Here is a 19813-nt window from a genome sequence, read left to right on the forward strand (position 1 = left end):
GCATCCGCTTGAACCGGCCCCTTCAGGGGCCGGTTTTCCATGTGCCTGCGCAAAACACGCTCCCATCTAACCCGTTACACTCCCGATTTACCCATCAAATCCAGCAACCCGCCCGTCGGGCCGTTGCACACCGTCATGCTGCCTTTTTCGTTTCTGCCCACTCCTACGCGGTTGGCCGTCAGCGCGCTCAATACCTTGTTGCGGCGTGAGGACTGGGCGCGCGACCGCCTGGCGCGGCATGCCGGCAAGACGGTGCGCTTCGCGCTGGGCGGCTTCAGCCTGGGCCTGACGATCGCCAGCGACGGGCTGGCCGCGCAGGCCGATCCGGCGGTGGTGCCCGACGTGACGCTGACGGTGGCGCCCGAGAAACTGCCGCTGCCGCGCCTGGGCGCCGGGCGCGACGCGCCGGATTTCGCCGAGGCCACCCATATCTCGGGCGACGCCGCCCTGGCCCAGGTGGTGGCCGACCTGTCCAAGCAGCTGCGCTGGGACCCCGAGGACGCGCTGGCCCGGGTGGTGGGCGACATCGCCGCTCTGCGCATCGTGGGCGGCGCCCGCGCCGTGGCCGAGGGCGCGCGCACGGCCGGCCAGCGCCTGGCCGGCAACGTGTCCGAATACCTGTCCGAGGAAAGCGGCGTGCTGGCGGGCCGGCCGGCGCTGGAGCAATGGCGCCTGGACCTGGCCGAACTCAACGACCGCGCCGAGTCGCTGGCCCGCTCGGCGGCGGCGCTGCAAACCCGCCTGGCCGCGGCCGGCGCAAAGCGGGGCGCCTGATCCATGTTTCCGCTGCTGCGCCTCATCCGCATCATCCTGGTTTCGCTGCGCTACGGCCTGGACGAACTGGTCCTGTCCAGCCTGAACCATCCGCTGGCCACCTGCCTGCTGCGCGTCATCCGCCTGGGCACCCGCCCGCGCAAGCCGCGCGGCCTGCGGCTGCGGCTGGCGCTGGAATCGCTGGGCCCCATTTTCGTGAAGTTCGGGCAGGTGCTGTCCACCCGCCGCGACCTGATCCCCGCCGACATCGCCAACGAACTGGCCCTGCTGCAGGACCGCGTGCCGCCGTTCCCGTCGGCGCAGGCGGCCGCCTGCATCGAGGCGGCCCTGGGCGCGCCGCCCGACAAGCTGTTCGCGCAGTTCGACGTGGACCCGGTGGCCTCGGCCTCGATCGCCCAGGTGCACTTCGCCGTGCTGCACGACGGCCGCGAGGTCGCCGTGAAGGTGCTGCGCCCGGGCATGCTGGACATCATCGAGAAAGACCTGTCGCTGCTGAAGGTGGTGGCCCGCATCATCGAGCGCCTGGGCGCCGACGGCCGCCGCCTGAAGCCGCGCGAAGTCGTGGCCGAATTCGACAAGTACCTGCACGACGAACTGGACCTGGTGCGCGAGGCGTCCAACTGCAGCCAGCTGCGGCGCAATTTCGGCCCGGAGTCCGGGCGCGGCGACATGCTGATCGTGCCCGAGGTGATCTGGGAATACACCGCCTCCACGGTGTTCACCATGCAGCGCATGTACGGCATGCCGGTGGGGCAGGTCGACCGCATGCGCGAGGCCGGCATCGACATCCCGACCCTGGCGCGCACCGGCGTCGAGATCTTCTTCACGCAGGTGTTCACCGACGGCTTCTTCCACGCCGACATGCACCCGGGCAACATCTACGTGTCCGACCGCCCCGAGACGCTGGGCAGCTACATCGCGCTGGACTTCGGCATCGTCGGTTCGCTGTCGGAGTTCGACAAGAACTACCTGGCGCAGAACTTCCTGGCCTTCTTCCACCGCGATTACCGCCGCGTGGCGCAGCTGCACATCGAGTCGGGCTGGGTGCCGCCCGATACGCGCGAGGAAGAACTCGAAGGCGCCGTGCGCGCGGTTTGCGAGCCGTATTTCGACCGTCCTCTGTCCGAGATTTCACTGGGACAGGTGCTGTTGAGGCTCTTTCAAACCTCGCGTCGGTTTAACGTAGAGATCCAGCCGCAGCTGGTCCTGTTGCAAAAGACCCTGCTGAACGTCGAAGGCCTGGGGCGGCAGCTGGACCCCAACCTGGATCTCTGGAAAACCGCCAAACCCTACCTCGAACGCTGGATGCGTCAGCGCGTCGGGATCAAGGGCTTGAGGCAAAGCCTGGAAAAAGAGGCGGCGCAGTGGTCGCAAATGCTGCCCGCCTTGCCCAGGCTGCTCCATGACCAGCTGAGCCGCCCCAATGTTTCGCCGGCGTTGCTGGCCGAAATGGCTCAGTTGCGGCGGGCGCAGGAGCAGAACAACCGGTTGGTTGCAGCGCTGGTTGGCGTCGTCGCACTGGCAGTCGGAGTCGCGATATGGGCATTGACCCGGTAGGCGCAGCAATGTTTTAGACGCCTACTGTCATGTTTCATTCATGAAGCGGTCATCATAGCTTCGCGGGAAACGGCGAAAAATAGCACTGCGGCGCAAGACCGCAGTGCGTGCCGCGCGGTGCGTGCCATTCATCAATTTTCATAGCCCCATCAGCGGGATCAATACAAGGGCAGAACATGCTTTATCCTGAACTCTTCAAGACCATGGAAGCCGTGCGCTGGAACATGGCGCATGACATCCCCTGGGGCGACTTCGATCGCAGCAAGCTGTCGGACGAGCAGGCGCACACCATCAAGATGAACGCCATCACGGAATGGGCCGCGCTGCCGGCCACCGAGATGTTCCTGCGCGACAACCGCGGCGACAGCGACTTCTGCGCCTTCATGTCGGTCTGGTTCTTCGAAGAGCAGAAGCACTCCCTGGTGCTGATCGAATACCTGCGCCGCTTCCGTCCCGACCTGGTGCCCACCGAGGAAGAACTGCACAACGTGCGCTTCGAATTCGACCGGGCCCCCGAACTCGAAACCCTGATGCTGCATTTCTGCGGCGAGGTCCGCCTGAACCACTGGTATCGCCGCGCCGCCGAATGGCACACCGAGCCGGTCATCAAGGCCATCTACAAGACCGTGGCCCAGGACGAGGCCCGCCACGCGGGCGCCTACCTGCAATACATGCGCCGCGCGCTGCACGACCGCGGCCAGAGCACCAGCGAACAGGCGCGCCTGGCGTTCTCCAAGATCGGCGTGTTGATGGCCTCGGCCGGCCGCACGCAGCAGGCGCTGCACCCGACCAACCTGCACGTGAACAAGGATCTGTTCCCCAACGACACGGTGCAGTCGCGCCTGCCCGAGCCGGGCTGGCTCGAACACTGGCTGGACTCGCAGATCCGCTTCGACGGCGTGTGGGAACAGAAGGTCGCCACCCGCATCCTGCATATCCTCTCCAAGCTGATGGACCGCAGCTTCGAGACGGTCAAGGACCTGAACCGCTACCGCAAGGAAATGGCGGCCCTGGTCGTGCCCAAGGAAAAGCAGATCATCCAGCCCGTCTGAGGCCGGGGGGCGGCTGTACAATCGCCGCATGCCAGCCGCCCGTTTCGAATCCAAGGTCCTGTCCCGCGACGCCTGCGTCGCCGCCATCGCCGCCGGCCGCTATCCGCGGCCGCTGGTGTTCACCAACGGCGTGTTCGACATTCTGCACCGGGGCCATGCAACCTACCTCGACCAGGCCGCCCAGCTGGGCGCGACGCTGGTGGTGGCGGTCAACACCGACGAGTCGGTGCGCCGCCTGGGCAAGGGCGCCGAGCGCCCGCTCAACCGCATGGAAGACCGCGCCGCGCTGCTGGCCGCGCTGGGCTGCGTGACGCTGGTCACCTCCTTCCACGAAGACACGCCCGAAGCCCTGATCGCGCAGCTCAAGCCCGACCTGATCGTCAAGGGCGGCGACTACGACATGGAAACGCTGCCCGAGACCGCCCTGGTCAAGACCTGGGGCGGCCGCGCCGTGGCGATCCCGTTCGAATTCGAGCGCTCGACGACCGCGCTGGTGCGCAAGATCGCGGCCGAGGTTCAGCGGTAAGCGGCGGGTCCCGGCCCCATTCCTTTCATTGAGCGTCGCGCAGTCGTAGGATGGGTGCAGCGCGAGAACCCCGACGCAAAATCCCAGGTATCAAGCGCGCGAAACCCATCAGGCGGCGCCAGCCGCCGCTTTTCGTGGCAAGAGGCCAGTTCTTTTCACCAAAAAAAATGCCGGCTGCCGCCGGCTGATGGGTTCCGCGCGCTCCGCGCTTGGGTTCTTGCGTCAAGCTTCTCGCGCTGCACCCATCCTACGAACCGCCATCGAACCGCCATCGAACCACCATCGACAGCCCCGCGGACCCATCACCGCGCATCCCTCAGCAACCGGTTGATCGCTTCCAGGTCGGCCTCGCCCAGGATGCCGCTGACGGCTTTCAGGCGCAGGCTGGACAGCACCGTGCTGTAGCGGGCCAGCGCCAGGTCGCGCTGGGTGGCGTAGAGCTGCTGCTGGGCGTTGAGCACGTCCAGGTTGATGCGCACGCCGACCTCGTAGCCGGTGCGGTTGGCCTCGACGGCGGCGCGGCTGGATTTCTCGCCGGCCTCCAGGGCCTCGATGCGCGCCAGGCCGCTGGTGACGCCGGTGTAGTACTGGCGCGCGGCCTGCACGGCCTGGCGGCGCGCCGCCTCGTAGTCGTGGCGCGCCTTCTGTTCCAGCTGCACTTTCTCGGTCACCTGCGAGGAAACCCCGCCGCCCGAGTAAAGCGGAATCGACAGCACCACGCCGACGGTGTTGTCGATGGGCTTGCCGGGCGCGGCGTTGCGCATGACGGCGTCGCTGGCGCTGCCGCTGGTGGCGCGCAGGTTCAGGGTGGGATAGTGGCCGCTCTTGGCGATCTGGATCTCGCGTCCGGCGATGCGGGTCAGCAGCTGGGCGCGCAGGACTTCCAGGCTGGAGGCCTCGGCCTGGTTGCTCCACTCGTTCATGCGGGCCGGCTGCGGGGCCGGCAGCTGCACGCCGTAGGGCAGTTCGGCCAGCGCGCCCGGGGCGGTGCCGATGATCTTGGCCAGTTCCTCGCGCCGCACTTCCAGGTCGTTCTGCAGGCGCAGTTCCTGGGCCACGACCAGATCGTAGCGGGCCTGGGCCTCGTAGGTGTCGGTGATGGTGGCGTTGCCCAGCTCGAAATTGCGCTTGGCCGATTCCAGCTGCCCGGCGACGGCGGCTTTTTCGGCCTCGGTGGCCGTCAGCGTGTCCTGGGCGTAGAGCACGTTGAAGTAGGCGTCGGCCACGCGCAGCAGCAGGTCCTGGTAGGCCTGCTGCAACTGCACCTCGACGTCGGCGACGATGAGCTTGGATTGTTCGTAGTTCTGCCAGCGGCCCCAGTCGAACAGGGGCTGGGTCAGGGACAGGTCCCATACGCCGCGCCCGCCGCTGTAGGCCACGCCCAGGCCGCGGGTGCTGCGGGTTTCCTGGTAGGCGCCGCCGGCCTCGGCGGAAATCAGGGGCAGCAGCAGGGAGCGCGCCTGCGGCTCTTTCTCCAGGCCGGCGCGGTAGTTGGCGCGCGCCGCGCCGTAGATCGGGTCATTGCCCAGCGCCGCCTGCCAGACCTGCATCAGGTTCTGGGCGCGCGCCAGCGAAGGGCCGACGCTTGCGGCGCAGGTAAATACCAGTAAAGCCGTAAGCAATCGGACGCGCATGATCTTTCAGTGATGAGCAGGGCCGCGCGGAAAGCCGCCCGTCCCGCCGTCGTGGGGGCGCCGGGCGGCGGGGTCGGGATTTAGAACTTGAACTGGGAGACCGTGACGCCGCGCAGCGGCTTGATGACCGTTTCGAACAGGTTCACCGTTTCGAAGCTGGCCGCGGTGGTGCGGGTGATGCGACAGGCGGTCATGATGGGCGCCTGGCCCACCACGACGACCAGGCGGCCGCCGACGCGCAGCTGGTACTTCAGGGCGTCCGGCACGGTCGGCACGGAGCCGGTGACGAGGATGGCGTCGTATTCGGTGGAGCCCCAGCCGTTGCGGGCGTCGCCGGTTTCGACCTTGACGTTGGTGACGTTGTTCATCTGCAGGTTCTGCTGCGCGAAGGTCACCAGGCGGCTGTCGATCTCGACCGAGGTGACCTGCTGCGCCAGGTAGCCCAGCAGGGCGGCCTGGTAGCCGGAGCCGGTGCCGATTTCCAGCACGCAGTCGGACTTGGTCAGCTGCAGCTCCTGGGCCAGGCGCGCTTCCACCTTGGGCGCGAGCATGGTCTGGCGCGTGTTGACCGCGTTGATCTCTAGCGGCAGTTCCAGGTCGGAAAACGCCATCGCGCGCAGGGCCGGCGGAACGAATTGTTCGCGGCGCACGTCGAACAGCGCTTGCAGCACGTTGGCGTCCAGAACGTCCCACGGGCGGATCTGCTGTTCCACCATGTTGAAGCGGGCTTGTTCTACGTCGGGCAGGGTCGAAGCGTTCATGACGGTCAGAAAAAACAGAGGAATCAACAGACCATTGTACCGATTCGTAGCGTACTGTGACGCCCCGGCCCCCCGGGGACGGTTTCAGCCCGCGCCCGCGCCTACCACCAGGCGTGGAAGTGGTGCACCGGCCCGTGGCCGGAACCCACCGACAGGCGCTCCGCGTGGCGGATGGCCTCGGTCAGGTAGGCCTTGGCGCGCCGGGCGGCCTCTGGTACGTCCCCGGTTTGCGGCAGCAGCGCCGCCAGCGCCGCCGACAGCGTGCAGCCGGTGCCGTGGGTGTTGGCCGTGGCGATGCGGTGGCCGGGCAGCTCGATCATGCGGTCGCCGTCATGCAGCAGGTCGATGGTGTCGTCGCCCGGCAGGTGGCCGCCCTTGACCAGCACCCAGCGCTCGCCGGCATACGCCAGCTTGTTGCGCAGCCTTTCGGCCACGCGGCGCATTTCCTTGACCGTCTCGACCGGGCGCTCTTCGAGCAGCACGCCGGCCTCGGGCAGGTTGGGCGTGAGCAGGGTGGCCTGCGGCAGCAGCGCCTCGCGCATGGCGCCCACGGCGTCGCGTTCGAGCAGCAGGTCGCCGCTCTTGGCCACCATGACCGGGTCCAGCACCACGTGCGCCGGCGTCCATTTGGCGAGCTTCTCGGCCACGACCTGGATCACCGGCTGCTGGCCCAGCATGCCGATCTTGACCGCGTCGATGCGCACGTCCTCGAACAGCGTGTCGATCTGCTGGCCCACGAAGGCCGGCGGCACCGCCGAAATGCCGCTGACGCCGCGGGTGTTCTGGGCGGTCAGGGCCGCGATGACCGAGCAGCCATAGGCGCCCAGCGCGCTCATGGCCTTGACGTCGGCCAGGATGCCGGCGCCGCCGGAGGGATCGACCCCGGCGATGGTCAGCGCGTTGGGGATGGGGCGGGTGCTCATTTGGCGCCGCCGGTGATCAGGCCTTCGGTGGGCGAGCTGGGCGCGCCGCTGTACAGCTTCTTGGGCATGCGGCCGGCCAGGAAGGCTTCGCGGCCGGCTTCCACGCCCTTTTTCATGGCGCTGGCCATCAGGATCGGGTCGCGCGCGCCGGCGATGGCGGTGTTCATGAGCACGGCGTCGCAGCCCAGTTCCATGGCGATGGCGGCGTCCGAGGCGGTGCCCACGCCGGCGTCCACCACGATGGGCACGCGGGCCTGTTCGATGATGAGGCGCAGGTTCCAGGGGTTCAGGATGCCCATGCCCGAGCCGATCAGCGAGGCCAGCGGCATCACCGCCACGGCGCCCAGGTCTTCCAGCATGCGGCACTGGATCGGGTCGTCGGTGCAATACACCATGACCTTGAAGCCTTCGTCGACCAGCGTCTTGGTGGCCTTGAGGGTTTCCGGCATGTTGGGGAACAGGGTGTGCGGGTCGCCCAGCACTTCCAGCTTGACCAGGTCGTGGCCGTCGAGCAGCTCGCGCGCCAGGCGCAGCGTGCGCACGGCGTCGTCGGCGCTGTAGCAGCCGGCGGTGTTGGGCAGCAGCGTGAATTTCGAGGGCGGGACGTAGTCCAGCAGGTTCGGTTCGCCGGCGTTCTGGCCGATGTTGGTGCGGCGGATCGCGACCGTGACGATCTCGGTGCCGCTGGCGTCCAGCGCCGCGCGGGTCTGTTCGAAGTCTTTGTATTTGCCGGTGCCGACGAGCAGGCGCGACGAATAGGCGCGGCCGGCGATGGTGAGAGTGTCTTGAGTGGTCATGGCGGAGCTTCAAAGAGCGGGCGCGCACGATGCGGGGCCCGCGGGGACTGGCATATCGTTGCCGAATGATAAAGCACGAAGCGCCCGCCGGCGGCGCGCCGCCGTTCCACTATTTGGCGATCGCGGCGCGGCCCGCTCAGCGGCGCAGCCGGTCCAGGTCGGCGCACAGGGTTTCGGCGGCGTCCAGCAGGCGCGGGCCGGGGCGGTACAGCGCGTCGGCGTCGATGCCGTAGACGTGGCCCTGGCGGGCGGCGGGCAGGCCCAGCGTCTGCCAGGCGGCGAGATTGCGCGCGGTGTCCTGCGGCCCGGCGACGCCGGCCAGCACGGCCTCGGGCCGGGCCGCCAGCACGCTTTCCAGCGTGACCTGCGGGGCTACCACGGGCGCCTGGCCGAAGACGTTGACGCCGCCGCAGGCGCGCAGCGCGTCGCTGACGATGCTGGCGTCGTTCAGGGTGTAGATCGGTTCCAGGCCGGCCTGCACGAACACGCGCACCGGCCGGCGCCCGGCGTAGCGCGCCTTCAGGGCGTCGAGCCGCGCGCGCAGCGCGTCGGCGGCCGGCCGCGCGCGGGCTTCGGTGCCGAACAGCACGCCCATGCGCTCGACCGCGCCGGGGATGGCGTCCAGGCGCTGCGGATCGCTGTAGAAGACCGGCACGCCCAGCTTGTCCATGACCCGCGCCAGCGGCTCGGCGGCGGCCGTCTGCCAGGCGATCAGCAGGTCGGGGCGGGCGGCCGCCACCCGTTCGGGATCGGGTTGGGTGCCGTCGCCGATCACCGGCAGCGCGCGGGCGGCTGGCGGATAGTCGCTGCCGCGGATGGTGGCGGCGATGTAGTCGCCCGCGCCCGCCGCGTAGACCAGCTCGGTGGCGTGCGGGGCCAGCGTGACGGCGCGCCGCGCCGGCGCGGACAACGCCACTTCGCGGCCGCGGTCGTCGGTGACCTGGATCGGCGCGCCGCCCCGCGCCAGGACGGGCGCGGCGCCCAGCGCCAGGATCAGCGCCAGGCCTGCGGCGATGCGGACGCGCTTTGCTGTCATGCCAGGGCCTCGGTGGTTGCCGGGAGCCGGCCTCAGTAGCGCAGCGTGAGCGACGCGTAGAAGTTGCGGCCCGGGGCGGGGTACAGGCTGTAGTTGGCGACCGGGCCCAGCATCTCGAACGAGGCGTTGCCGCCGCGGATGCCGTAGGTGGCGTATTCGCGGTCGAAGATGTTGTTCACGCCGATGGCGCCTTCGATGTTGCGGGTGAATTTATACGCCAGCTTGGTATTGAACAGCACGTAGGCGTCGAGCTGCTTGCCGAACTGGTTGGCCTGGTCGTTGTCCATGCGCGACTTGCCCACGTATTGCGCGGTCACGTTCCACAGGAAGGCGTCGGTCGGGCGCCAGGTGACGCCGGCGTTGGCCAGCCACTTCGGGGCCAGCGGCACGGTCTTGCCGGACAGGTCCACGCCGGCGTAGGTGCCGGAGCGGAATTGCGCTTCCATCCAGGTCACGTTGGCGTCCAGTGCCAGGCTGCTGGTCAGCGCGGTATGGCCTTCCAGTTCGACGCCCTGGCGCCGGGTCGGGTCCAGGTTGGTGTTGGCGCCGGTGCCGGGGCTCCAGATGCCGTCGGCCAGCGGGTTGTACTGGATTTCGTTGGTCAGGTCGGAACGGAAGTACGACAGGCGGGCGCTGCTGCGGGCGTCCTGCCAGGTGATGCCGATTTCCTTGTCCGTCGAGGTCTGCGCCGCCAGCGGGCTTTGCACCGACAGCAGTTCGTCGGCGTTGGGCAGGCGGAAGCTGCGGCCGATCTTGCCGTAGACGCCGAAGCCGGCGGCCAGGTCCTGGCGCACGCCCAGCTGCCAGGCGGTGAGGTGGTTGCTGCGGTCGGAGGCCGTGCCGGTGCCGCTGATCACGTCCAGGTCGTCGGACGCGTACTGGCGGCGCACGCCGGCGGTCACGTAGGTGCTGTCGGTGGCGCGGATCTGGCCTTCGGCGAACAGGCCGTACTGGTGCTGGCGGGATCGCCACTTCGACGGTTCGAAGTCGTAGTAGGCGTTCTGGTTGGCCGTGGTCTTGGCTTCCTGCGCGTCGGCGCCGAAGACCAGGCTGTGGCCGCCCGAGATCGGCAGCTGGTAGCGCACGCTGGCGATGTTCTCTTCCAGCTTCTGGTCGCGCAGGATGTCGCCGAAGCCGTCGTAGGTCAGGCCGTCGAGCTTCTTTTCGCGGGTCGACAGGTCGGCGTACAGCGTGCCGGCGCCGATCCGCTGCTCGGCCTGCAGGCCGAAGGTGGTGGTCGTGGTGTCGACGTAGTCGACGTCGTTCTTGGCGCCGCGGCGGTCGTCCTGGTATTCGTTGACGCCGGTGGTCGGGTTGATGGTGCGCGGGCCGGGCAGCTCCAGCTTCTGGCTGGTGGTGCGTCCGTACAGGCGCAGCGAACCGCCGTCGTGGCGCAGCGTGATGCCGCCGCCGCCGCCTTCGCGGCGCTCGCCGCTATGGTCGCGGTAGCCGTCGGTGTGCAGCGACTGCATATAGGCGTCGACGCCGACCTTCTCGTTGTTCAGGGCCACGGCGGCGTCGTACTGGCGCAGGCCGTAGCTGCCGAGGGTGGCGGTGGCGCGGGCCGTCACCGGCTCCGCGGCGAAGTCCTTGCGGGTGATGATGTTGATCACGCCGCCGGTGGTGCCGCCGCCGTACTGGACCGAGCCGCTGCCGCGCACGATCTCGATGCGCTCGACCTGGTCCAGCGGCACCACGCCCAGGCTGGGCGCGGACAGGTCGTTGGTGTTCTGCTTGACCCCGTCGATCAGGATCAGGGTGTTGCTGGCGCCGGTGATGCCGAAGCCGCGCAGGTCCACGATCGCGTTGTCGCTCGATCCCGTGGTGTTGAGCAGATGGATGCCCGCCTGCGTCGACAGCAGGTCCTGCATGGTGCGGGCGCTGCTGGCCTCGATGTCGCGGGCGCTGATGACCGAGATCGACACCGGCAGCGTGCGGCCGTCGGTCGGCACGCGCTGGGCGGTGACGGTGACCGGGTCGAGTTCGGGGGCGGAGGCGTCGGTTTGCTGGGCGGCGGCGATGGCCGGAGCGGAACAGAGCAGGGCGCCGGCGTAACGCCGGATGGAGCGGGCTTTCATCTACGTAACCTCGATACGGCCCGCGACCCCGCAGGCCATGCACGATGGGAGGACGGAAACGTCCTGACTGGCGAACAGGCCGGTATCGGGCTGCCATGGCGCGGCGCGCGCATGGGGACCGTTGCGGGGGCAGCACAGGCTGGAGCCGGGGGCGGGCCTGGGCCTGCCGTCCTGCGGACATCTTCCTGTTTCCCGTTTACCTTTCGCACGCGGCCTGCAAGTGTTGCGTTCCTGCAGGCGCATTGCGCCGAAAGCACCGGTTCGGGGCGGAAACTGTATCACCGGCGGGCGCGGGCCAGCCCATTTTGTTACGATCAAGACTTGTTTTTTCGGCGTTTTTCGCTTTTTAGCCACACCGCGCCGTCGTCGCCACCCACTCCATCCGGACCTGCCCGTGTCGTATCCCCGCCTGCCATACCCGCCCGAAGCCTATACCCAGGGCGGCGATTTCGCCCGCCTGCTGGGCCAGCGCATCCTGATCCTGGATGGCGCCATGGGCACCATGATCCAGCGCTACAAGCTGGGCGAAGCGGATTTCCGCGGCGAGCGCTTCAAGGACCACGGCAAGGACCTCAAGGGCGACAACGAACTGCTGTCGCTGGTGCGCCCCGACGTGATCGCCGAGATCCACCGCCAGTACCTGGAGGCCGGGGCCGACGTCATCGAGACCAACACCTTCGGCGCCACCTCCATCGCCCAGGGCGACTACGACCTGCCGGGCCTGGCCTATGAGCTGAACCTGGAATCGGCAAAACTGGCGCGCGCGGCCTGTGACGCCTACAGCACGCCGGACAAGCCGCGTTTCGTGGCCGGCGCGCTGGGTCCGCAGCCCAAGACCGCCTCGATCTCGCCCGACGTGAACGATCCGGGCGCGCGCAACGTCACCTTCGACGAGCTGCGCACCGCCTATGTCGAACAGCTCAACGGGCTGCTCGACGGCGGCATCGACATCGTCCTGATCGAAACCATTTTCGACACCCTCAACGCCAAGGCGGCCATCTACGCCACCGAGCAGGTGTTCGAGGAGCGCGGCATCCGCCTGCCCGTGATGATCTCCGGCACGGTGACCGACGCCTCCGGGCGCATTCTGTCGGGCCAGACCGTGGAGGCCTTCTGGAACTCGGTGCGCCACGCGCGGCCCATCACCATCGGCCTGAACTGCGCGCTGGGCGCGGCGCTGATGCGGCCCTACGTGGCCGAGCTGTCCAAGATCTGCGACACCTACGTCTGCGTCTATCCCAACGCCGGCCTGCCCAACCCCATGGCCGAGACCGGCTTCGACGAAACCCCGGCCGACACCTCGGCGCTGCTGGAGGAGTTCGCGCGCGCCGGGCTGGTGAACATGTCCGGCGGCTGTTGCGGCACCACGCCTGACCACATCCGCGCCATCGCCGGGAAGGTCGCCGCGCTGACGCCGCGCGCCGTGCCCGACATCCCGGTCAAGACGCGCCTGTCGGGCCTGGAACCCTTGAACATCGACGAAGAGACGCTGTTCGTCAACGTCGGCGAGCGCACCAACGTCACGGGCAGCAAGATGTTCGCCCGCCTGATCCGCGAAGAGAAATACGACGAGGCGCTGGCGGTGGCCCGCCAGCAGGTCGAGAACGGCGCGCAGATCATCGACATCAACATGGACGAGGCCATGCTGGATTCGGTGGCCTGCATGCACCGCTTCCTGAACCTGATCGCCTCCGAGCCGGACATCGCGCGCGTGCCGATCATGATCGACAGCTCCAAGTGGGAAGTCATCGAGGCCGGCCTGAAGTGCGTGCAGGGCAAGCCGGTGGTGAACTCGATATCCATGAAGGAAGGCCTGGACAGCTTCCGCGAGCACGCGCGCCTGTGCCGGCGCTACGGCGCCGCGGTGGTGGTGATGGCCTTCGACGAGCAGGGCCAGGCCGACACGCTGGAACGGCGCAAGGAAATCTGCGGCCGCGCCTACAAGATCCTGGTCGAGGAAGAGGGCTTCCCGCCCGAGGACATCATTTTCGATCCGAACGTGTTCGCCGTCGCCACCGGCATCGACGAGCACAACCATTACGCGATGGACTTCATCGAAGGCACGCGCTGGATCCGCGAGAACCTGCCGCACGCCCGCATTTCGGGCGGCGTGTCCAACGTGAGCTTCTCGTTCCGCGGCAACGAGCCCATGCGCGAGGCCATCCACACCGTGTTCCTGTACTACGCGGTGCGCGAAGGCATGACCATGGGCATCGTCAACGCCGGCCAGCTCGGCGTGTACGCGGACCTGGAGCCCAAGCTGCGCGACCTGGTCGAGGACGTGATCCTGGACCGGCCCGAGCCCGTGGGCAAGACCGAGGCCGACGACGAGCGCACGCCCACCGAGCGCCTGGTGCAGTTCGCCGATAGCGTCAAGGGCGCCGGGGCCAAGAAGGAAGAGGACCTGAGCTGGCGCAATGCGGAGGTCGAGCAGCGCCTGTCGCACGCGCTGGTGCACGGCATCACGGCCTTCATCGTGGAAGACACGGAAGAAGTGCGCCAGAAGATCGCCGCGCGCGGCGGCCGTCCGATCGAAGTGATCGAGGGCCCGCTGATGGACGGCATGAACGTCGTGGGCGACCTGTTCGGCGCGGGCAAGATGTTCCTGCCGCAGGTGGTCAAGTCGGCCCGCGTCATGAAGCAGGCCGTGGCGCACCTGATTCCCTTCATCGAGGAAGAAAAGCGCCAGATCGCGGCGGCCGGCGGCGACGTGCGCGCCAAGGGCAAGATCGTCATCGCCACCGTCAAGGGCGACGTGCACGACATCGGCAAGAACATCGTGTCGGTGGTCCTGCAATGCAATAACTTCGAGGTCGTGAACATGGGCGTGATGGTGCCCTGCGCGCAGATCCTGGAGAAGGCCAAGGAAGAAAACGCCGACATCGTCGGCCTGTCCGGCCTGATCACGCCCAGCCTCGAGGAAATGGCCTACGTCGCCTCGGAAATGCAGCGCGACGAATACTTCCGCAGCCGCAAGATCCCGCTGATGATAGGCGGGGCCACCACCAGCCGCGTGCATACCGCCGTGAAGATCGCGCCCAACTACGAAGGCCCGGTCATCTACGTGCCGGACGCCAGCCGCTCGGTCGGCGTGGCCACCAGCCTGATGTCCGACCAGTCGGAAGCCTACCTGGCCGAGCTGGCCCAGGAATACGAAGACGTGCGCCGCCGCCACGCCAACCGCAAGGCCACGCCCATCCTGCCGCTGGCCGAGGCGCGCGCCTCGCGCCCGCAGATCGACTGGGACGCCTACACGCCGCCGCGTCCGAAATTCATCGGCCGGCGCAGCTTCAAGAGCTACGACCTGGCCGAGATCGCGAAGTACGTGGACTGGGGCCCGTTCTTCCAGACCTGGAGCCTGTTCGGCCCGTTCCCGGCGATCCTGGACGACAAGGTCGTGGGCGAGCAGGCGCGCAAGGTCTACGCCGACGGCCAGGCCATGATGAAGCGCATCGTCGAAGGCCGCTGGCTGACCGCCAACGGCGTGGTCGGCTTCTACCCGGCCAACAGCGTCAACGACGAGGACATCGAGGTCTACAAGGACGAAACCCGCAGCGAAGTGCTGTTCACCTACCGCAACCTGCGCCAGCAGGGCGCCAAGCGCGAGGGCGTGAGCAACAAGTCGCTGTCGGACTTCATCGCGCCCAGGTCCAGCGGCAAGCTCGACTACATCGGCATGTTCGCCGTGACCGCCGGCCTGGGCATCGAGAAGAAGGAAGCCGAATTCGAGAAGGCGCTGGACGACTACTCCAGCATCATGCTGAAGTCCCTGGCCGACCGCCTGGCCGAAGCCTTCGCCGAATGTCTGCACGCCCGCGTGCGCCAGGACCTGTGGGGCTACGCGCCCGACGAGGCCCTGACCAACGAGGACATGATCGCCGAGAAATACGTGGGCATCCGACCCGCGCCCGGCTACCCCGCCTGCCCGGAGCACGTGGTCAAGACCGACCTGTTCCGCGTGCTCGACGGCGCCGACATCGGCATGACGCTGACCGACAGCTACGCCATGTATCCGGCCTCCAGCGTGTCTGGCTTCTACTTCAGCCACCCGCAGTCGCAGTACTTCAACGTGGGCGTGATCGGCGAGGACCAGTTGCAGGATTACGCGGCGCGCAGCGGGCGCAGCATCGAAGACCTGAAACGGACGCTGGCGCCGAACCTGGGGTGAGGGTTTGGGGGCGGCGCGGTCAGCGCGCAGGCCCCGCCAGCCTTCCCAACACCGCCTCCAGCGTCATCCCGATCGCCAATATCTTGCGATCCTCGCCCGGCAGCCCGTCGATCTCCAGCCCCACCGGCAGGCCCTGCGCCGACAGGCCCGCCGGCACGCTCAGTCCGGGCAGGCCGGCGTTGCTGCCGGGGTCCACGTTGCGCGCCAGCCGGCTGAAGTTCTCCAGGCTGCTGGCCTCGGGCGTGGCGGCCATGGGCAGCACGGGCGAAGTCGGAAACAGCAGCGCGTCCAGCGCGTGCTGCTGGAACGCGCGGCGGTAGACCTCGATGAGTTCGCCGCGGTGCACGGCCATGGCGCGTTCGTACAGCGGCTGCAGCGGCAGCATCTCGCCGGCGGGCGTGGGCAGCACGCCGGGCATGACCAGGCCGTCGAAGATGGCCTTGACGTCGGGGCTGGCGATCTGCGCCACCACCTGCTCCATGCTCAGGCCCGTGCCATAGCGCCGCAGGTAGTCCGCCAGGTCCGTTTTCTGTTCGTACAGGCACACCGGCATGCCGACCGCGGCGTTGCTTTCCTGCAGGCCCGGCATGTCCAGCTCCACCAGCTGCGCGCCGGCGGCGCGCAGCCGGGCCAGGGCGGCGTCCATGACCGCCCGCACCGGCGGCTCCAGGTCTTTCCAGAAATACGCGCACAGGCCCAGCCGCAGCCCGGCGGCGGGCGGCGCGGCCAGCGGCCGGTCGTCGCCGGCCAGCACCGCGTCCAGCAGCGCCACGTCTTCCATGCTGTTGGCGATAGACCCCGGCGTATCGCGGGTGTGCGAGATCGGCGTGATGCCGGCGCCGTCGTAGCGTCCCACCGTGGGCCGGAACCCGACGGCGCCGTTGAGCGCGGCCGGCAGCCGCACCGAGGCCCCGGTGTCGGTGCCCAGGGCCGCCGGCGCCAGGCGCGCGCCGACCGCCGCGCCGCTGCCCGAGGACGAACCGCCGGCGATGCGGCCGGCGTCGTAGGCGTTGCGCGTGCCCGCGCCGTGCGCGCCGGGAAACGCGGGGTTGTAGCCCGAGACCCCGAACGCCAGCTCGTGCATGTGCGTCTTGCCGACGATCACCGCGCCGGCCTCGCGCAGCCGGCGCACCACCGGCGCGTCCTCGGCCGGGCGGAAATCCTTGAGCGCGGGCGTGCCCGCCGTATTGGGCAGGCCGGCGACGTGGATGTTGTCCTTGATGGCGATGGGCACCCCGTCCAGCGGGCCGGCGCTCCGGCCAGCCCGGGCGCGCGCCGCGTCGCGGGCCGCGGCCTGGGCCAGCGCGCCTTCGCGGTCCACGGTGATGAAAGCGTTCAGGTCCTGGCGGGCGGCGGTGCGGTCCAGGCAGGACTGGGTCAGCGCCACGCTGGTCAGGGCGCCCTGGCGGATCAGCGCCGCGGCCTGCGCAACGGTCAGGTCGGGCGAGGGCTGTCTGGAGGAGTCGGTCATGGGGCTTCCTTGCGGCACGGATTGAAAGGTCATCCGTATCTATACAAGGTCGGCGCGGCGGCTGTCGAGTCCGCCGCGCGGCCGGCCCCGCTTCAGCCCGGTTTCTTCACCACGATGGTGGCGGTGTCGCTGGTGAAAGACCCGTCTTCCTGCACCTCGTAGTGCGTGCGCACCACGTCCGGCGCGATGCCGAACATGTGGCGCAGCGCCGCCACCAGCGTGTCCGGCGTGCGCATGCGCGCCACCCAGGACTGGAATTCCAGCGGCAGGCGGCGCGGCGTCAGGCCCTGCAGCGTGAAGCCGGCTTCGGTCAGCATGCGGGTCCACTCGGCCACCGAGTAATCGCGCACGTGCGAAGTGTCGCGCAGCACCTCGATGGTCTGCAGCCAGGTGTCGAGCAGCGGCTCGCCCGGCGAGACCACGTCGGCGAACACGGCGGTGCCGCCGGGCTTGAGCACGCGCAGCGCCTCGCGCAGGCCGCGTCCGGCGTCCTGCCAGTGGTGGGTGGAATAGCGCGACATCACCAGATCGAACTCGCCGTCGCCGAAGGGCAGATGCTCGGCCTTGCCCTGACAGGTGGCGAGATTGGCCAGCCCGCGTTTGGCGGCTTCGCCGGCGACCACGTCCAGCATCTGCTGCGACAGGTCGTAGGCGGTGACGTGGGCGACCCGCGGCGCGACGTGAAAGCTCACGTGGCCGCCGCCGCAGCCCAGGTCCAGCAGGCGGGCGCCGGGGTGGCGGGCGGCGATCTCGGCCATCTGCAGCAGGTCCTCGCCCTGGGCGTGAACGGCGCTGGTGAGGTAGGCGGCGGCGCGGGGGCTGAACTGGCGGTCGACGGCGGCGTCGTGCGTGCTGGCGGTCATGGGCGTCCTTGGTGGGAAACGGGGTGCAGGCGCTAAGATAGGCGCGCTCCCATACACGTACAAGTCCATTGCTGATCCTGGTATGACTACTTCCCCCCAGGCCGGAACCGCCGGCCATGAAGGTTCCCGCGTGCGCCGCCAGGCGCTGGGCGAGTTCGTGCGCAGCGCCCGCTCGCGTATCACGCCGCAGATGGCCGGCCTGCCCGAAGGCATGCGCCGCCGCACGCCCGGCCTGCGGCGCGAAGAGGTCGCCCAGCTGTGCGGCATCAGCGTGACCTGGTACACCTGGATCGAGCAGGGCCGGGAGGTCTCGGTATCGCCCTCGGTCTGGTCGCGCATCGCCGGCGTGCTGCAGCTGGCGCGCGCCGAGCGCGCCTACCTGTTCGACCTGGCCGACTGCGCCGACCCCCAGCACGCGCGCGACGACGGCGGCGTGCCCGGGCCTTTGCAGGAATGCGTCAACGCCATCAACGCGCCGGCCTATGTGCTGGACCGCGCCTGGAACGTGCTGGCCTACAACGAGCCGCTGCGCGACCTGTTCGACGACTGGCCGCGGCGCGACGCCGAACCCAACCTGCTGCGCTACATCTTCCTGGACCCGGCCGCGCGCGAACTGGTAGTGGACTGGGACCAGCGCGCCCGGCGCGTGGTGGCCGAATTCCGCGCCGACGCGGGCGCGCACCTGGACGAGCCGGTGGTGCTGGGGCTGCTGGACGAACTGGGCCGGCAAAGCCCGGTGTTCGCGCACTGGTGGACGCGCCACGCGGTGGTCGAGCGCGAAGGGGGGCTGCGCGAATTCCAGCACCCGCGGCGCGGCAAGCTGGCCTACCAGCAGATCACGTTCCGCCTGGCCACGCACCCGGACCTGAAGCTGGTGATGTTGCTGGGGGGAGGGGCGGCTGATATTGCCTGATGGGTTTCGCGCGCTTGATATTCGGGTTCTTGTCTCGGGAGTCTCGCGCTGCACCCATCCTACTTGCCAGGGTCCCCATGCGTAGGATGGGTGCAGCGCGAGATTTTTTGCACAAGAACCCAGACATCAAGCGCGCGTAACCCATCTGGACCGCGCTACCCATCCCTGAACAACCCCTCCTGCATCCCCGCCTCCACCAGCCCCAGCAACAGCTTCTTCACCGGCGCCGGCAAGGCCACCGTGGCCAGCTGATCCGCGGGCACCCAGCGTTGCGGGGCGGCGTCTTCGCGGATGCCGGCCGCGCGCACCGGCACCAGCCACGGCTTGATATGCAGGCGGTAGTGCGTGAACGTATGGGCGAACGCCGCCAGCTCGAAGCGTTCTTCCGGCTCCAGGCCCAGCGCGCGCGAGGCGCTGTCGGGGTCTTGCGCGGCGTCGAATTCGGGCAGGCTCCACAGCCCGCCCCAGATGCCCGGCTCGGGCCGCTGCTGCAGCAGGAATGCGCCCTGGTGGCGCAGCACCAGCATACAGGTCTCGCGTTCGGGAATGGCCTTGCGCGCCTTGGGCGTGGGCAGTTCGGCCTGGCGGCCTTCGCGCCGGGCCACGCAGCTGTCGGCCACCGGACACTTGTCGCAGGCCGGCTTGCCGCGGGTGCAGAGCGTGGCGCCCAGGTCCATCAGTCCTTGCGTGTAGGCGGCCATGTCCAGGTCGGGCGCGGCCTCGACCTGGGCCTCGGCCAGCGCCCACAGGCGCTGCTCGATTTCGCGCCGCGCCGGATCGCCGGCGATGCCGAAGTGGCGGGTGAATACGCGCTTGACGTTGCCGTCCAGGATGGGCGAGCGCTCGCCGTAGGCGAACGCCGCGATCGCCGCGGCGGTGGAGCGGCCGATGCCCGGCAGCGTGGCGATGCCTTCGGCGGTGGGCGGAAAGCGGCCGTTCCAGTCGCGCACGATTTCCTGCGCGCAGCGATGCAGGTTGCGGGCGCGGGCGTAATAACCCAGCCCGGCCCAGTAAGGCATCACGTCTTCCTGGGCGGCCCCGGCCAGCGCCGCCACGTCCGGAAAGCGCTGCAGGAAGCGGTCGTAATACGGGATCACGGTGGCGACCTGGGTCTGCTGCAGCATGATCTCTGACAGCCAGATGCGATAAGGGTCGCGCGTGTTCTGCCAGGGCAGATCGTGGCGGCCATGCCGGCGTTGCCAGGCGACGATACGTGAGGCGAAGTCCATGGCGGCAATTATCGCATCGCCCTATTGCCGG

At 68.8% G+C, this 19813-nt stretch carries 15 protein-coding genes; 6 read left to right on the forward strand and 9 right to left on the reverse strand.

What is annotated here, in order from left to right; all coding sequences use genetic code 11:
• The first annotated feature begins 135 nt into the window (after positions 1-135).
• The 4 genes from AC1IQ6_RS02170 (at position 136) to rfaE2 (ending at position 3909) form a co-directional block, all read left to right on the forward strand.
• Positions 136-774 carry a ubiquinone biosynthesis accessory factor UbiJ gene (locus AC1IQ6_RS02170; RefSeq protein WP_485865732.1) on the forward strand — a complete coding sequence of 213 codons (639 nt, stop codon included), beginning with the start codon at positions 136-138 and terminating at the stop codon, positions 772-774.
• Positions 775-777: 3 nt separating this feature from the next.
• Positions 778-2331, forward strand: coding sequence for a ubiquinone biosynthesis regulatory protein kinase UbiB (gene ubiB / locus AC1IQ6_RS02175; protein ID WP_111826054.1), 1554 nt, complete (start codon positions 778-780; stop codon positions 2329-2331).
• A gap of 176 nt (positions 2332-2507) precedes the next feature.
• Positions 2508-3383 (forward strand): ferritin family protein, encoded by an 876-nt coding sequence (locus tag AC1IQ6_RS02180; protein ID WP_102773292.1) that lies wholly within the window; start codon positions 2508-2510, stop codon positions 3381-3383.
• A gap of 28 nt (positions 3384-3411) precedes the next feature.
• On the forward strand, positions 3412-3909 hold the full coding sequence (gene rfaE2 / locus AC1IQ6_RS02185) for a D-glycero-beta-D-manno-heptose 1-phosphate adenylyltransferase (RefSeq protein ID WP_102773293.1): 498 nt from the start codon (positions 3412-3414) through the stop codon (positions 3907-3909).
• A 302-nt stretch (positions 3910-4211) separates the two neighbouring features.
• On the opposite strand, the gene AC1IQ6_RS02190 is transcribed toward rfaE2, so the two are convergent.
• The 6 genes from AC1IQ6_RS02190 to AC1IQ6_RS02215 all read right to left on the reverse strand — a co-directional run bounded on the left by AC1IQ6_RS02190 (position 4212) and on the right by AC1IQ6_RS02215 (position 11138).
• Complete coding sequence (locus AC1IQ6_RS02190; RefSeq protein ID WP_485865733.1) at positions 4212-5543, reverse strand: TolC family outer membrane protein; 1332 nt, start codon at positions 5541-5543, stop codon at positions 4212-4214.
• Between the two features lie 80 nt (positions 5544-5623).
• Positions 5624-6304 carry a protein-L-isoaspartate O-methyltransferase family protein gene (locus tag AC1IQ6_RS02195; protein ID WP_102773534.1) on the reverse strand — a complete coding sequence of 227 codons (681 nt, stop codon included), beginning with the start codon at positions 6302-6304 and terminating at the stop codon, positions 5624-5626.
• 101 nt (positions 6305-6405) lie between these two features.
• On the reverse strand, positions 6406-7227 hold the full coding sequence (thiD, locus tag AC1IQ6_RS02200; RefSeq protein WP_102773295.1) for a bifunctional hydroxymethylpyrimidine kinase/phosphomethylpyrimidine kinase: 822 nt from the start codon (positions 7225-7227) through the stop codon (positions 6406-6408).
• Entirely contained in the window at positions 7224-8024 is an 801-nt protein-coding gene (locus AC1IQ6_RS02205; protein WP_102773296.1) for a thiazole synthase, read from the reverse strand. Before AC1IQ6_RS02205 ends, thiD begins: the two co-directional genes overlap by 4 nt.
• A gap of 136 nt (positions 8025-8160) precedes the next feature.
• Complete coding sequence (locus AC1IQ6_RS02210; RefSeq protein ID WP_485865734.1) at positions 8161-9060, reverse strand: cobalamin-binding protein; 900 nt, start codon at positions 9058-9060, stop codon at positions 8161-8163.
• 32 nt (positions 9061-9092) lie between these two features.
• On the reverse strand, positions 9093-11138 hold the full coding sequence (locus AC1IQ6_RS02215; RefSeq protein ID WP_485865735.1) for a TonB-dependent receptor: 2046 nt from the start codon (positions 11136-11138) through the stop codon (positions 9093-9095).
• A 394-nt stretch (positions 11139-11532) separates the two neighbouring features.
• Here AC1IQ6_RS02215 and metH point away from each other — a divergent pair, with 394 nt between their 5' ends.
• Positions 11533-15306 (forward strand): methionine synthase, encoded by a 3774-nt coding sequence (gene metH, locus AC1IQ6_RS02220; protein WP_102773299.1) that lies wholly within the window; start codon positions 11533-11535, stop codon positions 15304-15306.
• 19 nt (positions 15307-15325) lie between these two features.
• On the opposite strand, the gene iaaH is transcribed toward metH, so the two are convergent.
• Together iaaH and AC1IQ6_RS02230 are read right to left on the reverse strand one after the other, a co-directional pair.
• Complete coding sequence (iaaH, locus tag AC1IQ6_RS02225; RefSeq protein WP_485865736.1) at positions 15326-16777, reverse strand: indoleacetamide hydrolase; 1452 nt, start codon at positions 16775-16777, stop codon at positions 15326-15328.
• 92 nt (positions 16778-16869) lie between these two features.
• The gene (locus tag AC1IQ6_RS02230; RefSeq protein WP_111826050.1) at positions 16870-17640 is read right to left on the reverse strand and encodes a class I SAM-dependent methyltransferase; all 771 of its coding nucleotides are present in this window, start codon (positions 17638-17640) and stop codon (positions 16870-16872) included.
• A gap of 82 nt (positions 17641-17722) precedes the next feature.
• Between AC1IQ6_RS02230 and AC1IQ6_RS02235 the strand changes: the two genes are divergently transcribed.
• Positions 17723-18553 carry a helix-turn-helix transcriptional regulator gene (locus AC1IQ6_RS02235; protein WP_485865737.1) on the forward strand — a complete coding sequence of 277 codons (831 nt, stop codon included), beginning with the start codon at positions 17723-17725 and terminating at the stop codon, positions 18551-18553.
• Positions 18554-18708: 155 nt separating this feature from the next.
• Here AC1IQ6_RS02235 and mutY read toward each other — a convergent pair whose 3' ends face one another.
• Positions 18709-19782, reverse strand: coding sequence for an A/G-specific adenine glycosylase (mutY, locus tag AC1IQ6_RS02240; RefSeq protein ID WP_485865738.1), 1074 nt, complete (start codon positions 19780-19782; stop codon positions 18709-18711).
• Between the last annotated feature and the right edge of the window lie 31 nt (positions 19783-19813).

The sequence above is a fragment of the Achromobacter sp. MUI-25009338 genome (assembly GCF_057359325.1).

Excerpts from the sequence above, each read along its gene's own strand:
- AC1IQ6_RS02205 (WP_102773296.1), bottom strand. The coding sequence starts at position 8,024 with ATGACCACTCAAGACACTCTCACCATCGCCGGCCGCGCCTATTCGTCG.
- iaaH (WP_485865736.1), bottom strand. The coding sequence starts at position 16,777 with ATGACCGACTCCTCCAGACAGCCCTCGCCCGACCTGACCGTTGCGCAG.
- AC1IQ6_RS02210 (WP_485865734.1), bottom strand. The coding sequence starts at position 9,060 with ATGACAGCAAAGCGCGTCCGCATCGCCGCAGGCCTGGCGCTGATCCTG.
- AC1IQ6_RS02215 (WP_485865735.1), bottom strand. The coding sequence starts at position 11,138 with ATGAAAGCCCGCTCCATCCGGCGTTACGCCGGCGCCCTGCTCTGTTCC.
- ubiB (WP_111826054.1), top strand. The coding sequence starts at position 778 with ATGTTTCCGCTGCTGCGCCTCATCCGCATCATCCTGGTTTCGCTGCGC.
- thiD (WP_102773295.1), bottom strand. The coding sequence starts at position 7,227 with ATGAGCACCCGCCCCATCCCCAACGCGCTGACCATCGCCGGGGTCGAT.
- AC1IQ6_RS02195 (WP_102773534.1), bottom strand. The coding sequence starts at position 6,304 with ATGAACGCTTCGACCCTGCCCGACGTAGAACAAGCCCGCTTCAACATG.
- AC1IQ6_RS02235 (WP_485865737.1), top strand. The coding sequence starts at position 17,723 with ATGACTACTTCCCCCCAGGCCGGAACCGCCGGCCATGAAGGTTCCCGC.
- AC1IQ6_RS02170 (WP_485865732.1), top strand. The coding sequence starts at position 136 with ATGCTGCCTTTTTCGTTTCTGCCCACTCCTACGCGGTTGGCCGTCAGC.
- AC1IQ6_RS02190 (WP_485865733.1), bottom strand. The coding sequence starts at position 5,543 with ATGCGCGTCCGATTGCTTACGGCTTTACTGGTATTTACCTGCGCCGCA.
- mutY (WP_485865738.1), bottom strand. The coding sequence starts at position 19,782 with ATGGACTTCGCCTCACGTATCGTCGCCTGGCAACGCCGGCATGGCCGC.
- rfaE2 (WP_102773293.1), top strand. The coding sequence starts at position 3,412 with ATGCCAGCCGCCCGTTTCGAATCCAAGGTCCTGTCCCGCGACGCCTGC.
- AC1IQ6_RS02180 (WP_102773292.1), top strand. The coding sequence starts at position 2,508 with ATGCTTTATCCTGAACTCTTCAAGACCATGGAAGCCGTGCGCTGGAAC.
- AC1IQ6_RS02230 (WP_111826050.1), bottom strand. The coding sequence starts at position 17,640 with ATGACCGCCAGCACGCACGACGCCGCCGTCGACCGCCAGTTCAGCCCC.